Raw genomic sequence first — 15,246 nt, 5'->3', positions numbered from 1 at the left:
CACACGCCAGCCTGCCGCAGGCGCAGCAGGCGACGAGGGACAGGATTCAGGTACGCAGGGGTTTGATGGTCATCGCTTTATTGGGTACGTAGGCGAAGTGAGTACCCAGGCCACCGGGGCGACTGTTCCAGTGCGGGATCAACACCAGCGCCGAGAACATGGCACAGCCGGCGAAGACGATGAACACGGTAACGGTGTCGAAGTAGCCCGGCAGCAGCCCGCCAAGAATCGCCCCGACCGAACCACAGCCATTGACGAAACCGGCTGCCGTGGCGCCAGCCTTGGCGGTGCCGAAGTCGATGGCGGCCGCGCCGCTGATCATCGAGTCCGGTCCGTAGAGGGTCAGGCCCATGACGAACAGCAGTGCCACCACCAGCAACACGCTGCCGGTATGCAGGGCGCCCATGAAAAATGCCAGGGACACCGTCAGCGCCAACAGGCTGATCACGCAGGCTGGCATGCGCCGGGCGCCGAACAGTTTGTCCGAAGCCAGGCCAATCAGAATCGGCCCTAGCAACCCGGCCAGTTCAAAGGCGGTCGGAATGATCGCCGCACCGACCTTGCCCACCGAAGGCATCTGTTCGAAGACGATCACCGGCCCCCACAGCAGAATCGCGTAGCGCGCCGGCTTGAGCATGAAGTACGCCAACCCCAGCACCAGCACCGTACGATTGCGCAGGATTTCCTTCAACGGCTCCCACATGCTGATTTTGCTTTGCGCGTCGGCTTGTTCGGCGGTCAGCTCGGGTTCCGGCTCCACCGCCGGCAAGCCGACGTCTTCCGGTTTGTTGCGTTGGAAAATAAAAAACAGCACGGCGACCAGCCCAACCACCGCCGCACTGGAAATGAACGCCGCATGCCAGCTACCGATGAGCGTGTACGCCCACCAACCGGCAAACGGCGAGGCCACCAGACCGCCAAAGGCGTAGCAGGAACTCCACAGGCCCAAAACCCGTCCGCGTTGCTCGGAGGGAAAGAAACTGCCGAGGTTCTTGCACAGCCCCGACCAACCGGTGGACTGCGCCAGGCCTTGTATCAGCATGCAGGTAGCGAAAATCGGTAACGTTGCAAAGTTGCCCATCACCAGCGCCGCGCCAGCGGAAATCAGCAACCCGCCCAGCACCACCACCCGCGGGCCAAAGCGGTCGGCAAGGATGCCCCAGGTGAACTGGCCGACGGCATAGGCCGTCAGGTAGATGGCGTCGAGGTTGGCCATGGCCATTTTGTCGAGCATGAAGGTCGGGTCTTCGCCAATACCGAGTTTGGCGACCGAGAAGGCTTTGCGGGTGAAGTAGAAAGCGGCGTAGGCGAGCCAGGTGATCGCGAAGATCTGCACGCGCCAACGCTTGATGGTGCCGATGTGCTTGTTCATTGTGGTTCTGACCTCAGGGTGTGAGTGTGCCGGCAGAATTGGAAGAAAACGCCTGTTTTTTTATTGTTGAGCACTGCGATATCGCCCTGTCCCTACGGCGGATACCGGTCAGATGAGTCCTGTTGTTGCACGCCCAGGCTCATGGCTCCCGCGGCTGTTCGACTGACCAGTCAGCGGGGCTGAGGTGGATAAAAACAATTACTGATTAATAAGTGAAATCGATTTATCGTATTTCAAATATAAGGTCAGCTTGTTACTGGAGATTACGATGTCGGTTTCCCACGCCCAGCTCAAAGCGTTCCACGCCGTGGCGGTCCATGGAAGCTTTACCAAAGCCGCCGAACGGCTTTTTCTGACGCAACCGGCGATCTCCGACCAGGTACGCAAGCTCGAAGAGCGCTACGGTGTCCTGCTGTTTCACCGCAACAAGCGCTCGGTGCGCCTGACCGATCTGGGCGAGCGCCTGTTGAGCGTTACCCAGCGGCTGTTTGTGATCGAGGCCGAAGCCCAGGAACTGCTTCAGGAATCCCAGGCCTTGCAGACTGGCAGCCTGATTCTCGCGGTGGATGCACCGGTGCACGTGCTGCCGCAGATTGCCCGGTTCTGCGAACGCTACCCCGGGATCAGCGTGAAGATCGAAACCGGCAACACCGACGAGTCGCTTTTCCGACTGTTCAACTACCAGGCCGACCTGGCGCTGCTGGGCCGTGACGTCAGCGATGAACGCCTGATCTCCCTGCCCCTGCGCAACGACCCGATGGTGGCGTTCGTGTCGCGCCATCACCCGTGGGCCGACCGCGAATCCATCACCCTCGCGGACCTCGACGACACGCCCTTGGTGCTGCGGGAAATCGGCTCGGTGACCCGACAGACCCTGGAAGAGGAAATGCAACGCGCCGGGTTCCGCATTCGTCCGGCGATTCAGGTCGAGGGCCGGGAGGCTGCGCGGGAAGCGGTGGTGGTCGGGATCGGGATCGGGGTGGTGTCGGCTGCCGAGTTTGGCGCGGACTCCAGGGTTTGCGCGCTGCCGATTACCGATTGCGAACGGCGGCTGACGGAAACGCTGGTGTGCTTGCGCGAGCAGAGTTCGCGGCGGTTGGTGGCGACGTTTCTGGAGATGGTGCGCGAGAGTCTGGTGTAGGCAGGTCCGGCCCCTTCGCGAGCAGGCTCGCTCCCACATTGGGTCCGCGGTGAACACCTACCCCCTGTGGGAGCGAGCCTGCTCGCGAAGCCCGCACCTCGATCCTACCTGACTGGCGCCAGCCCGAAAAACGCCTGGATCAAGCGCAAATCCCTGCGCCGCTCCATGCACCCGATCATGTGCCGGTTCACCAGCCCCTCGCCAATGATCGGCACCGCCGCCACTCGCGGGTCGTGGCTGACCTCCACCGATGACACCACCCCCACCCCCAGCTCGGCGGCCACCGCCTCGGTCACCGCCTCACGGCTGTCCAGTTCCAGCAACACCCGCGGATTGACCCTGGCCTGGGCGCAAGCCTCATCGAAGGTGCGCCGGGTGATCGAACTCGGTTCACGCAGCACCATGATCACCTGATCCAGCTCCTTGAGCTGCACGCCTTTGCTCTTCTGCGCCCAAGGATGCCCATCGGGCACCAGCGCGCAAATCCGGGATTCGTTCAGCGCTTGCAGGTGCAAGCCCTTGCGCGGCTCGACCTCGGTCAGCACCGCCACGTCGGCATGCTCGGACAGTAGCGCCGCCAGGGTTTCCTGGGCGTTGCCCAGGCGCAGGTTCACCGTGATCCCCGGATAGCGCGCGCGCAGGCTGGCGAGCATCGGCATGACCATGTGCGGACCGTCCGCCGCCACCTCCAGGCGCCCGGTCAGCAATTGCCGATTGGCTTCAAGCATCACCTGCGCCTCTTCGGCCAGGCCGAACATCGCCCGGGTGATGGCCGCCAGCTTGGTGCCCTCCTCCGTCAGCTCCACTCGGCGGGCGGTACGGCGCAACAGGGTGATCTGGTAGTGCTCCTCCAGGGCCTTGATATGCCCGGTAACCGCCGGCTGGCTGATAAACAACCGCGCCGCCGCCCGGGTAAAGCTGCCTTCGCGCGCCACGGCATCGAAGGCGCGGAGCTGAAACAGGTTCATGAATAACCCTCACTGATGGCTGGCATAACAACAAACAATTTGATTGATAACACGGCAAATTGCAATTTAAGCCCCGTAGCTTCATCCCATCGATTGCGAGGACATGAGAATGAGTACTGCCGAACCCATCCTGCTCACCCCCGGCCCATTGACCACTTCGCCCCGCACCCGCCAGGCGATGATGATCGACTGGGGTTCATGGGATGACCGCTTCAATCAATTGACCGCCAGCCTCTGCGAGCAACTGCTGGCAATCGTCAACGGCGCCGCCACGCACCACTGCGTGCCCCTGCAAGGCAGTGGCACCTTCGCGGTCGAGGCTGCGATCGGCACGCTGGTGCCTCGCAACGGCAAGGTTCTGGTACTGATCAACGGCGCCTACGGCAAACGCCTGGCGAAGATCTGCGAAGTGCTGGGCCGCTCCTTCAGCACTTTCGAAACCGCCGAAGACGAGCCGACCACCGCCGCCGACGTCGACCGCCTGCTGCGCGCCGATAACGGCATCACCCACGTCGCCCTGATTCACTGCGAAACCAGCACCGGTATCCTCAATCCGCTGCCGGAAATCGCCGACGTGATCGCCCGGCACGGAAAACGCCTGATCATCGATGCCATGAGCTCCTTCGGCGCGCTACCGGTAGACGCGCAACAGATTCCGTTCGACGCACTGATCGCCGCCTCAGGCAAATGCCTGGAAGGCGTGCCGGGCATGGGCTTTGTCTTCGCCCGCAAGGAGTCCCTGGCCGCTGCCGCCGGCAATTCGCACTCGCTGGCGATGGACCTGCAGGACCAGCACGCCTACATGGCCAAGACCGGCCAGTGGCGTTTCACCCCGCCGACCCATGTGGTCGCCGCGCTGCACGAAGCCTTGCTGCAATACAACGAAGAAGGCGGCTTGCCGGCGCGACACGAACGCTACGCCGCCAACTGCCAGGCATTGATGGAAGAGATGGGCAAACTGGGGCTGCGCAGCTTCCTGCCGGCGGCTATCCAGGCGCCAATCATCGCCACCTTCCATGCCCCGAAAGACCCGCGCTACCAGTTCAAGGAGTTCTACGAGCGGGTCAAGGCCAAGGGTTACATCCTCTACCCCGGCAAGTTGACCCAGGTCGAAACCTTCCGCGTCGGCTGCATCGGCCACGTCCAACCGGCCGAAATGCGCGAAGCCGTGGCCGCGATTGGCGAGGTGTTGCGCGAGATGGAAGTGCTCGACATCTGAACCACACCGCATCCCCCTGTGGGAGCGAGCCTGCTCGCGAAGACGGTCGAACATTCAACACCAATATCGACTGATCCACCGCTTTCGCGAGCAGGCTCGCTCCCACAAAAAAGCAACGCCCCCACCAATAGTTGCCACAGGACTTGATCACCATGAACTACGCCAACCCAACCAAACTGCAAGCCGCCATCCTCGACTGGGCCGGCACCGTGGTCGACTTCGGCTCCTTCGCCCCGACGCAGATTTTCGTCGAGGCCTTCGCCGAGTTCGACGTCCAGGTGTCCATCGAAGAAGCCCGAGGCCCGATGGGCATGGGCAAGTGGGACCACATCCGCACCCTGTGCGACCTGCCGGAAGTGGCCGAGCGTTATCGCAAAGTCTTCGGCCGCACGCCGACCGACGATGACGTCACCGCGATTTACCAACGCTTCATGCCGCTGCAGATCGAAAAGATCGCCGAACACTCGGCACTGATCCCTGGCGCCCTGGAGACTATCGCCAACCTGCGCCAGCAAGGGATCAAGATCGGCTCCTGCTCCGGGTACCCGAAACAGGTCATGGACAAAGTGGTCGAGCTGGCCGCCACCAACGGCTACGTGGCCGATCATGTGGTCGCCACCGACGAAGTCCCGAATGGCCGCCCATGGCCCGCCCAGGCGCTGGCCAATGTCATCGCCCTGGGCATCGACGATGTTGCCGCGTGCGTGAAGATCGATGACACCGTGCCGGGCATTCTCGAGGGTCGCCGCGCCGGCATGTGGACCGTGGCGCTGATCTGCTCGGGCAACGCCCTGGGCCTGGACTACGAAGGTTATCGCGCGCTGGGCAGCGACCAGCTGGACAGCGAGCGCAAGCGTATCCATGGGATGTTCGAAGGTTCACGCCCGCACTACATGATCGACACCATCACCGATCTGCCGGAAGTCATCGCCGACATCAACAAGCGTCTGGCCAACGGTGAAATGCCGCAATCGAGCTAAAAAACGCAACGCCCCCCTGTAGGAGCGAGCCTGCTCGCGATGGAGTGTCAGTCCACATCAACGTATCTGACACACCATCGCGAGCAGGCTCGCTCCTACAGGGTTTTTTCTGTCTATTACCCGAACCAGAGCATCCAGCGGCCAATCGCCTCAGGCAAACCCGGTGAAACAGGATTAAAGTTACCAAACACCGCCGTACAAGTGCGGTGGCTTTAAACCGGACCTCTGAGGAATACCGTATGCCGTGGAAAAACTCCGCCTCGCGCTACAGCACCGTATCGATCGCACTGCATTGGTTGATGCTGGTCCTGTTGGCGCTGGTTTATGCTTGTATCGAGTTTCGCGGGATCTTTCCCAAGGGCAGTGGCGGGCGCACGCTGATCGTCGAATCTCACTTCATGCTCGGCCTGACCGTCTTCGTTCTGGTCTGGCTGCGCCTGTTCGCGCGCAGTCTCGGCCCGGCGCCGCAGGTCTTCCCGGCTTCACCGCAGTGGCAAACGACGCTGGCCAGGCTGATGCATTGGGCGCTGTACATTTTCATGATCGTCACGCCGATTCTCGGGTGGCTGGTCACCAGCGCCAAAGGCAATCAGGTGATGTTCTACGGCTTCGACCTGCCAATGCCAATTGCGGAAAACAAAGACCTGGCCAAACAGCTCCAGGAATGGCACGAGCTTGGCGCCACTATCGGCTATTGGCTGATCGGCCTGCATGCCGCGGCCGCGCTGTATCACCATTACGTGGTGGGTGATAACACCTTGCTGCGGATGATGCCCAAGAGCGTAAACCGCGATAACTGAGGCCGCATGAGATTGCGTGTGTGCTTCAGATTTGTGGACTGAACCCCCGGCGTCCCTGCAAACCGCCGGTGTGGACGAAAATCAGCCGCGAGCCACGGGCAAACTTTCCCGCTTCGAGTTGCTGCTTGAGTGCCAGCAGCGCTTTGCCGGTGTACAGCGGCTCAAGGGGAATGCCGCTGGCCTGCCCGGTCTTTTCGATGAATTCGAGCAACAGAGGATCGACTCTGGCAAAACCGCCCCGGCTGGCGTCGAACAGTTCATAAACCGGATCGGCGATAGCGGCCTGCTGCACGATCGTCTCGACCTGCTGCGCCACCCCATGATCGTCCGGCACCGCCAGGGCACCGTACACCGGATGATCCCCCGCTTCGGCCAGCACCAGGCCAGCCAGCGTCGTGCCGGTTCCACAGGCCAGCCACCAGCCGTCGTAGTCGCTCCAGCCCAAGCCCCGCAATTGCGCGCACACGGCGGCCCGCAATGGCAGGCAGCCCAGGGCGCCAGGCAAACCACCTCCCCCTTCCGGCACCGGATGCAACGTCGGGTAACGGGTGTGCCAGGGTTGCCAGAAATCCACTGCATGCCGCGCCCGATAACCTGCGTAACCCAGCCAGTGCAGCTGCATGCCGAACGCCTGCAAGTCTTTGACCGTCGGGGTTTCCTGAGGATGCCCGCGTAACAGGCCTACAGTGGAAAAGCCGAATCGCTTGCCCGCAGCCGCCAACGCATGGAGGTGATTGGAGTGTGCGCCACCGAGACTGATGATGCCTTCGGCACCCAGGCGGACGGCGGTCTTCAGGTGTTCGACGAGCTTGAACCATTTGTTGCCGCTGATCAGCGGGTCGATCAGGTCCAGGCGCAGGATCGCCACCTCGATGCCGGCTTGAGTGAGCCAGTCGAGGTGAAGGTGTTCGAGAGGAGCCTGGGGTCGCCAGGTATCGGGAGGGAGAAGCATCGATGCCTGATCCGAGTAGAGAGCAAGCATCTTAACAGCCTTGAGGACGCCTTCGCGGGCAAGTCGAATCGTCGCACCGCCGCTCCCACAGTGGTTTCGCGTCGTTCACAACATGAATGAACAACTCAGATCCTGTGGGAGCGGGCTTGCCCGCGAAAGCCATTGGCACGCTGGTCCTGCGTATTACAACTCTGCCGCCAACCGCGAACCCTGATTGATCGCCCGCTTGGCATCCAGCTCTGCCGCGACATCCGCGCCACCGATCAGGTGCACATTCTGCCCCGCCGCCACCAGCCCTTCATGCAATTCACGCAGCGGGTCCTGCCCGGCGCAAATCACGATGTTGTCCACTGGCAGCACCTGCGGCTCGCCGGTTTCGCCGATACGGATGTGCAAACCTTCGTCATCGATCTTCAGGTATTCAACGCTGTTGAGCATCTGCACCTGCTTGTTCTTCAGGCCAGTGCGATGAATCCAGCCGGTGGTCTTGCCCAGGCCGTCGCCGACCTTGGATTTCTTGCGTTGCAGCAGGAATACCTCGCGGGCCGGCGCATGGGGCGCGGCCTTGATACCGGCAACACCACCGCGTGCCTCAAGGTGCGTATCGATGCCCCACTCTTTCCAGAACGCGGCGCGATCCTGGCTGGTAGCGACACCTTCATGAACAAGGAACTCGGAGACGTCGAAACCGATACCGCCGGCACCAATCACCGCGACACGCTTGCCGACCGATTTGCGCTCCAGGATCACATCCAGGTAGCTCAACACCTTGGCGTTTTCCACCCCCGGAATCGCCGGCACGCGCGGCGCAATGCCGGTGGCCAGGATGATCTCGTCGTAGCCGCCCTCGACCAGCCGGGCCACGTCGACGCGAGTGTTCAGGCACACCTCGACGTTGGTGGTCTGCAGCTTGCGCTTGAAGTAGCGAATGGTTTCGTAGAACTCTTCCTTGCCCGGAACGCGCTTGGCGATGTTGAACTGACCGCCGATTTCGCTGGCCGAATCGAACAGCGTCACCTGATGGCCGCGCTCGGCGGCCACGGTCGCGGCGGACAAACCGGCAGGGCCGGCACCGACCACGGCGATTTTCTTCAGTTGCTGCACGGGCAGGTAGTTGAGTTCGGTTTCGTGGCAGGCACGCGGGTTGACCAGGCAACTGGTCAGCTTGCCGCCGAAGGTGTGATCGAGGCAGGCCTGGTTGCAACCGATGCAGGTGTTGATTTCATCGGCACGACCTTCAGCGGCCTTGTTGACGAAGTCCGGGTCGGCGAGGAACGGCCGCGCCATGGACACCATGTCGGCATCGCCCTCGGCCAGGATCTGTTCGGCCACCTCCGGCGTGTTGATGCGGTTGGTGGTGATCAGCGGAATGTTCACAGAACCCCGCAGCTTGGCCGTGACCTTGCTGAACGCCGCACGCGGCACCTTGGTGGCGATAGTCGGAGTCCGCGCTTCGTGCCAGCCGATACCGGTGTTGATGATGGTCGCGCCGGCCTGCTCGATGGCCTTGGCCAGTTGAACGATCTCTTCCCAGGTGCTGCCGCCTTCGACCAGGTCGAGCATCGACAGACGGAAAATGATGATGAAGTTCGGGCCGACCGCTTCACGCACGCGACGGACGATTTCCACCGGCAGGCGCATGCGGTTTTCATAGCTGCCGCCCCAGCGGTCGGTACGGTGGTTGGTGTGGGCGGCGAGGAACTGGTTAATGAAATAACCTTCGGAGCCCATGATTTCCACACCGTCGTATTCGGCGGTTTGTGCCAATACCGAGCAGGTGACGAAATCGCTGATCTGTTTCTCGATGCCTTCCTCGTCCAGCTCCTTGGGCTTGAACGGGTTGATCGGCGCCTGGATCGCGCTAGGCGCAACCTGTTTCGGGCTGTAGGCATAACGACCGGCATGGAGGATCTGCATGCAGATCTTGCCGCCGGCTTCATGCACGGCACGGGTGACGATGCGGTGCTTGAGCGCCTCTTCTTCGGTCGTCAGCTTGGCCGCACCGGAATACACGCCACCTTCGTCGTTCGGGCCGATACCGCCGGTGACCATCAGGCCGACACCGCCACGGGCACGTTCGGCAAAGTACGCCGCCATGCGTTCGAAACCACCCGGTTTCTCTTCAAGGCCGGTGTGCATCGACCCCATCAGGGTGCGATTGCGCAGCGTGGTGAAACCCAGGTCCAGTGGAGCCAACAGGTGCGGGTATTGAGCGGCGGTCATCGGTAACTCCACATCGAGCAATTACGGAAAGTGCAGGAGCTCTGCGGCCCCCATCAGTCATGTTCGACAGACTAAGAGTCATGCCGCTGTCGCTCAATGACCGTAACTGACAACTTAATGATCGAAATGAGCAGCGACATTGGGCAAACACGGGTATCGGTGTGCTTCGCCACGCCCCGGGCTGATATGTTTATTTTCATTTTGTTGCATATTGATTTTTATTGTGTCATTTATAGTCCCGCCGATCACAGGACTGATCCACCGCGCCACCCCGGATGGCGGGCACCCGTTTCCCCCCGAATGCCCTCCAAGGAGTCAACAATATGAACAAGACAGAACTTCTAGGTGCTCTGGCGCTGTGCGCTTTCAGCTTCCTGGCACATGCCGACGAAGACAGCCTGCGCATCGGTATCGAAGCCGCCTACCCACCCTTCTCCTTCAAGACGCCGGAGGGCAATGTCAGCGGGTTCGATTACGACATCGGCAACGCCTTGTGCGAAGAGATGAAGGTCAAGTGCGAGTGGGTCATCCAGGAATTCGACGGCATGATCCCGTCGCTCAAGGTGCGCAAGATCGATGCCGTGCTGTCGTCGATGTCGATCACCGAAGACCGGATGAAGTCCGTGGACTTCAGCAAAAAGTACTACCACACACCGGGCAAGTTCGCGATGAAAGCCGGCAACGTGATCAATGACCCGTTGGTAGACCTCAAGGGCAAGAAACTCGGCGTGCAGCGCTCCTCGACCTACGATCGTTTTGCCAGCGAGCAACTGGAAAAAGCCGGCGTCGTCGTGGTGCGCTACGGCTCACAAAACGAAGCCTTCCTCGATCTCGCCTCGGGTCGACTGGACGCCACCCTTGCCGACATCGTCAACACCGACGAAAGCTTCATCAAGACTGCGGCCGGCCAGGGTTTTGCGTTGACCGGACCGGACATCAACGACCCGAAATACTTCGGCCGGGGCGCCGGGATCGCCGTGCGCAAAGGCGACACCGCCAACGTTGCGCGCCTCAGTGCGGCGATTGATGCGATCCGCGCCAATGGCAAGTACCAGCAAGTGATGGCCAAGTACTTCGCGTTCGATATCTACGGCGAGTAAGCCTTACCCATAGCCCCGGTGCCGGCCCATTGCAGGCGCCGATTCGGGCTTGTCTTGCGCCCCTCGCGGCGCTCGCTTGAGGAACTTCATCATGCTTCACGGCTACGGATCGAGCATTCTCGATGGCGCCTGGCTGACCATAAACCTGGCCCTGACCTCCATGTCCCTGGCAATTGCCCTGGGCCTGGTCGGCGCGGCCTTCCGATTGTCGCCACTCAAATGGCTGGCCATGCTCGGGGAAAGCTACACCACCCTGATTCGCGGCATTCCAGACCTGGTGCTGATCCTGCTGATCTTCTACGGCGGCCAGGATCTGGTGAACCGCATTGCCCTGGCGCTCGGTTACACCCGTTATATCGACATCAACCCCTTTATCGCCGGGGTCTGCACCATGGGCTTCATTTTTGGCGCCTATCTCTCGGAAACCTTTCGCGGCGCCTTCATGGCGATTCCCAAAGGTCAGGCCGAAGCCGGCGTGGCCTATGGCATGAGCGGGGCACAGGTGTTCTGGCGAATTCTGGTACCGCAGATGATTCGCTTCGCCATCCCCGGGTTCACCAACAATTGGCTGGTGCTAACCAAGTCCACCGCGCTGATCTCGGTGATCGGCTTGCAGGACATGATGTTCAAAGCCAAGAACGCAGCGGATGCCACACACGAGCCGTTCACGTTTTTCCTCGCCGTGGCGGCGCTGTACCTGATGCTCACCAGCCTGTCCTTGCTGGTGCTGCGCTATCTGGAAAAACACTACTCGGTCGGCATCAAAGCCGCTGAACTGTGAGGGGAGCCCGCCCATGATTCTCGACTACAACCTGATCTCGGAAAACCTGCCGCTGTACTTCAATGGCGCCTTGTTGACCCTCAAAGTCCTGCTCATTTCCCTGGCCCTGGGCTTGGTCCTGGCGATTCCACTGGCACTGATGCGGGTGTCGCGATCGCCGCTGATCAACTTCCCGGCCTGGCTCTATACCTACGTGATTCGTGGCACGCCGATGCTGGTGCAATTGTTCCTGATCTATTACGGCCTGGCGCAATTCGAAGCCGTGCGTCAAAGCGTGCTCTGGCCTTACCTGTCCAGCGCCACTTTTTGCGCCTGCCTGGCCTTCGCGATCAACACCAGTGCCTATAGCGCAGAGCTGTTGGCCGGCAGCCTGAAATCCACCGCCCATGGCGAGATCGAAGCCGCCAGGGCCATGGGCATGTCACGCCTGACCCTGTACCGCCGCATTCTGCTGCCGTCGGCCTTGCGCCGGGCATTGCCGCAGTACAGCAACGAAGTGCTGATGATGCTGCAAACCACCAGCCTGGCCTCCATCGTCACGCTCGTGGATATCACCGGCGCGGCACGCACAGTCAGCTCACGGTTCTACCTGCCGTTCGAGGCGTTCATCACCGCCGGTCTCATCTACCTCGCCCTGACCTTCATTCTGGTGCGTCTGTTCAAGCTGGCCGAGCGCCGCTGGCTGGCGTATCTGGCACCGCGCAAGCATTAAGGAGCTGATATGGAACACATTCAATACCTGCTGCCGTGGAGTGCATCAGGCACTGAACGCACGCTGTCGCTGTTTCGTTTTGGCAGCGGGCCACGCAAAGCGTACATCCAGGCTTCCCTGCATGCCGACGAGCTGCCGGGGATGCGTGTCGCCGTTGAACTCAAGCGCCGTCTGCTTGAACTGGAAGCCCAAGGCCGCCTGACAGGAATCATCGAATTGGTACCGATGGCCAACCCGATCGGTATCGGCCAGATGTTCCAGGCCACCCATCAGGGTCGCTTCGAGTTCTCCAGTGGCAAGAACTTCAACCGCGACTTCCCGGAGCTGGCCGAAGCCGTCGCACCGTTGCTGGAAGGCCGACTGGGAAATGACGCCGACGCCAACGTTGCACTGATCCGCCGTGCCATGGCCGATGTGCTCGCCGACATGCCGCCACCGGCTTCGGAGCTCGATGGCCTGCGCCGCGTGTTGCTGCAGCATGCCTGTGACGCCGATGTGGTGCTGGACCTGCACTGTGATTTCGAATCGATCATGTTGTTGTACACGATGCCGCAACACTGGCCACGCTTGCAGTCACTGGCCGCGCGCCTCGGCGCCGGCGTCACGCTGTTGGCCGAAGATGCGGGCGGCAGTGCCTTCGATGAAGCCTGCGCAATTACATGGTTACGCCTGGCGGAGCTGTTTCCTGAAGCCAGTATTCCCTTGGCGTGTGCGGCCACCACCATTGAATTACGTGGCATGGCGGACACCGAACGCGAGCAATGCGTCGACAGCGCCCAGGCCATTCTCGGTTATCTGGCAGAGCAAGGCCTGATCAGCGGTGAATGGCCGGCAGCACCGCCGTCCCGTTGTGAAGCGATGCCCTTCGCCGGTGCGCAGTACGCGTATGCGCCGCATCCGGGGGTGGTGAGTTTTCTGCAACCGCTGGGAGCGCGAGTCAAAGTCGGCGACCCGCTGTTCGAAGTCATTGACCCGCTGAACGACCACCACAGCGTAGTGCGCGCCAGCACCGACGGCATCCTCTACGCCCGCGAACGCCTGCGTTTTGCCCAGCCCGGTTTGTGGCTGGCCAAAGTCGCAGGCTTCACCCCTATTCGCCAAGGCCGCTTGCTCAGCGACTGATGCCAGAGAGTTCAAACCATGTACAAACTTGAAATTCAGGACCTTCACAAAAGCTACGGCGACCACCAGGTGCTCAAGGGCATATCCCTGCAGGCCCAGGCCGGTGATGTGATCAGCATCATCGGCTCCAGCGGCTCGGGCAAAAGCACCTTCCTGCGCTGCATCAACCTGCTGGAACAGCCCAACGCCGGCAACATCGTGCTCAACGGCGAACAACTCAAACTGGTGGCCAACAAACTCGGCGGGCTCAAGGCTGCCGAACCAAGACAGTTGCAACGCATGCGTTCACGCCTGTCGATGGTGTTCCAGCACTTCAACCTCTGGTCGCACATGAGTGCCCTGGAGAATGTCATGGAGGCCCCGGTGCATGTGCTGGGCCTGGGCAAGAAAGAGGCTCGGGAAAAGGCTGAGCACTACCTGAACAAAGTCGGTGTGGCACACCGCAAGGATGCCTGGCCAGCCCATATGTCGGGTGGCGAACAGCAGCGCGTGGCGATTGCCCGCGCACTGGCGATGGAGCCGGAGGTGATGTTGTTCGATGAGCCAACCTCGGCCCTCGACCCCGAACTGGTGGGTGAAGTGCTCAAGGTCATGCAGGACCTGGCACTGGAGGGGCGCACCATGGTGGTCGTGACCCACGAAATGGGCTTTGCCCGTGAGGTCTCCAACCAACTGGTGTTCCTGCACAAGGGCCTGGTCGAAGAACGCGGCGACCCGCGAGAAGTGCTGGTCAATCCACAGTCCGAGCGCCTTCAGCAGTTCCTGGCCGGGAGCCTGAAGTAGGCTGCTGTTCAACGATCGATTGCGCTGCGCTGCCCTGACCGGGTTGGCTTCGGATACACTCCAGCCAACCTTGTCAGGGCATCAGGCACAGCCCTTCTCCCACCTTCAGGAACCGTTGAGCCGGATATGCCAAGCCCATCAAAAGACACCACGGTCTACGCCGCGCCGGTCATGCGCAAACTGACGGAAATCGTTTCCGAGCTACCGCCGTCACTGCGCAAGGTGGCGGACTTTATCCTGCGTCACCCGTTGAAAGCCGCGACGCTGACCATCGAGGAAATGGCTCACGAAACGTCGACCTCACCCGCCGCCGTCAACCGTTTGGCCAAGGCGTTGGACCTCGGTGGCTACACCGGCATGAAAGCCGAACTGGTCGCGACGCTGCAGCAGATGGTGTCGCCGGTCGACAAGCTGCGCAACGAACTGGCCCATCGCCCGGGCGGCGCATTCGGCCTGCATGAGCAGATCCAGAGCGCCAGCAGCAACCTCGCCACGGCGGCGACCAACAACCACGCCGACACCTTTGAAGCGTTCGTCACTCGCCTGACCACCGCGCGCAAGATTTATATCCTGGGGTTCGGCAACAGTGTCTACTTCGCCGGCCTCGCCGCCTCGACCCTGATGCCCTTCTGCGCCGACGCCACCGCTATCAGCATGGAAGGCGGCAACGAAAATGCCGCATACCGACTGGCCGCGATCACAGATCAGGACGTGTTGCTGGCGATCTCCCTGCCGCGCTACTCCCTCGACACCCTGCAACTGGCACGTTTTGCCAATGAGCGTGGCGCGTCGGTGCTGGCAATTACCGACTCACCCGCCTCGCCGCTGACCGGCATTGCCGAGCACGTGCTGTTTGCGCCTTGCGATCATCCGGTGTTGACCAGTTCCAACATCGCCATGCTGGCCTTGATCGAAGGGTTGGTCGCCGGCGTGATGGCGCGCAACAAAGAGGCGGTCAAACTGGCGACCGAACTGACAGAAAGCGTGATGTCGTACCTGCACATTCCAACCAGCGGTAAACCACCGAAGAAGTGATGCCGTTATCGTTTGGCGATGCCTTGAAAGCAAAACGGCCCGGCTGACAAATGTCAGC

At 61.4% G+C, this 15,246-nt stretch carries 14 protein-coding genes; 10 read left to right on the top strand and 4 right to left on the bottom strand.

What is annotated here, in order from left to right; genetic code table 11:
• Nucleotides 1–46: 46 nt before the first annotated feature.
• Nucleotides 47–1,372, bottom strand: coding sequence for an MFS transporter (locus ACEN8E_RS09225; RefSeq protein WP_150671792.1), 1,326 nt, complete (start codon nucleotides 1,370–1,372; stop codon nucleotides 47–49).
• Nucleotides 1,373–1,640: 268 nt separating this feature from the next.
• On the opposite strand from ACEN8E_RS09225, the gene ACEN8E_RS09220 reads away from it, so the two are divergent.
• A complete protein-coding gene (locus tag ACEN8E_RS09220) occupies nucleotides 1,641–2,513 on the top strand; it encodes a LysR family transcriptional regulator (RefSeq protein ID WP_495592335.1) in 873 nt (290 codons plus the stop codon).
• 104 nt (nucleotides 2,514–2,617) lie between these two features.
• Here ACEN8E_RS09220 and ACEN8E_RS09215 read toward each other — a convergent pair whose 3' ends face one another.
• Nucleotides 2,618–3,481, bottom strand: coding sequence for a LysR substrate-binding domain-containing protein (locus ACEN8E_RS09215; RefSeq protein ID WP_495592334.1), 864 nt, complete (start codon nucleotides 3,479–3,481; stop codon nucleotides 2,618–2,620).
• Nucleotides 3,482–3,590: 109 nt separating this feature from the next.
• Here ACEN8E_RS09215 and ACEN8E_RS09210 point away from each other — a divergent pair, with 109 nt between their 5' ends.
• From ACEN8E_RS09210 to ACEN8E_RS09200, 3 genes are all read left to right on the top strand, one after another.
• Nucleotides 3,591–4,700, top strand: coding sequence for a 2-aminoethylphosphonate--pyruvate transaminase (locus tag ACEN8E_RS09210; RefSeq protein ID WP_495592333.1), 1,110 nt, complete (start codon nucleotides 3,591–3,593; stop codon nucleotides 4,698–4,700).
• A 152-nt stretch (nucleotides 4,701–4,852) separates the two neighbouring features.
• On the top strand, nucleotides 4,853–5,680 hold the full coding sequence (gene phnX, locus ACEN8E_RS09205; RefSeq protein WP_495592332.1) for a phosphonoacetaldehyde hydrolase: 828 nt from the start codon (nucleotides 4,853–4,855) through the stop codon (nucleotides 5,678–5,680).
• A 239-nt stretch (nucleotides 5,681–5,919) separates the two neighbouring features.
• A complete protein-coding gene (locus tag ACEN8E_RS09200; protein ID WP_495592331.1) occupies nucleotides 5,920–6,480 on the top strand; it encodes a cytochrome b in 561 nt (186 codons plus the stop codon).
• A gap of 25 nt (nucleotides 6,481–6,505) precedes the next feature.
• Here ACEN8E_RS09200 and ACEN8E_RS09195 read toward each other — a convergent pair whose 3' ends face one another.
• Both ACEN8E_RS09195 and ACEN8E_RS09190 read right to left on the bottom strand, forming a co-directional pair.
• Nucleotides 6,506–7,432, bottom strand: coding sequence for a 1-aminocyclopropane-1-carboxylate deaminase/D-cysteine desulfhydrase (locus tag ACEN8E_RS09195; protein WP_495593294.1), 927 nt, complete (start codon nucleotides 7,430–7,432; stop codon nucleotides 6,506–6,508).
• A 183-nt stretch (nucleotides 7,433–7,615) separates the two neighbouring features.
• Nucleotides 7,616–9,655, bottom strand: coding sequence for an oxidoreductase (locus tag ACEN8E_RS09190; RefSeq protein WP_495592330.1), 2,040 nt, complete (start codon nucleotides 9,653–9,655; stop codon nucleotides 7,616–7,618).
• A gap of 323 nt (nucleotides 9,656–9,978) precedes the next feature.
• Between ACEN8E_RS09190 and ACEN8E_RS09185 the strand changes: the two genes are divergently transcribed.
• From ACEN8E_RS09185 to ACEN8E_RS09160, 6 genes are all read left to right on the top strand, one after another.
• Nucleotides 9,979–10,755, top strand: coding sequence for an ABC transporter substrate-binding protein (locus ACEN8E_RS09185; RefSeq protein ID WP_495592329.1), 777 nt, complete (start codon nucleotides 9,979–9,981; stop codon nucleotides 10,753–10,755).
• 91 nt (nucleotides 10,756–10,846) lie between these two features.
• A complete protein-coding gene (locus ACEN8E_RS09180; RefSeq protein WP_495592328.1) occupies nucleotides 10,847–11,536 on the top strand; it encodes an ABC transporter permease in 690 nt (229 codons plus the stop codon).
• Between the two features lie 13 nt (nucleotides 11,537–11,549).
• Nucleotides 11,550–12,248: an ABC transporter permease gene (locus tag ACEN8E_RS09175; protein WP_495592327.1), complete on the top strand. Its 699-nt coding sequence runs from the start codon at nucleotides 11,550–11,552 to the stop codon at nucleotides 12,246–12,248.
• A gap of 9 nt (nucleotides 12,249–12,257) precedes the next feature.
• On the top strand, nucleotides 12,258–13,370 hold the full coding sequence (locus ACEN8E_RS09170; protein WP_495592326.1) for a succinylglutamate desuccinylase/aspartoacylase family protein: 1,113 nt from the start codon (nucleotides 12,258–12,260) through the stop codon (nucleotides 13,368–13,370).
• Between the two features lie 18 nt (nucleotides 13,371–13,388).
• The gene (locus tag ACEN8E_RS09165; protein ID WP_495592325.1) at nucleotides 13,389–14,153 is read left to right on the top strand and encodes an ABC transporter ATP-binding protein; all 765 of its coding nucleotides are present in this window, start codon (nucleotides 13,389–13,391) and stop codon (nucleotides 14,151–14,153) included.
• 126 nt (nucleotides 14,154–14,279) lie between these two features.
• Nucleotides 14,280–15,188: a MurR/RpiR family transcriptional regulator gene (locus ACEN8E_RS09160; RefSeq protein WP_495592324.1), complete on the top strand. Its 909-nt coding sequence runs from the start codon at nucleotides 14,280–14,282 to the stop codon at nucleotides 15,186–15,188.
• Nucleotides 15,189–15,246 lie beyond the last annotated feature (58 nt).

This window comes from Pseudomonas sp. Pseusp9, assembly GCF_059491265.1.
The sequence above is the reverse complement of the archived record's forward strand: the minus strand, read 5'-3'. Positions and strand labels throughout refer to the sequence as shown.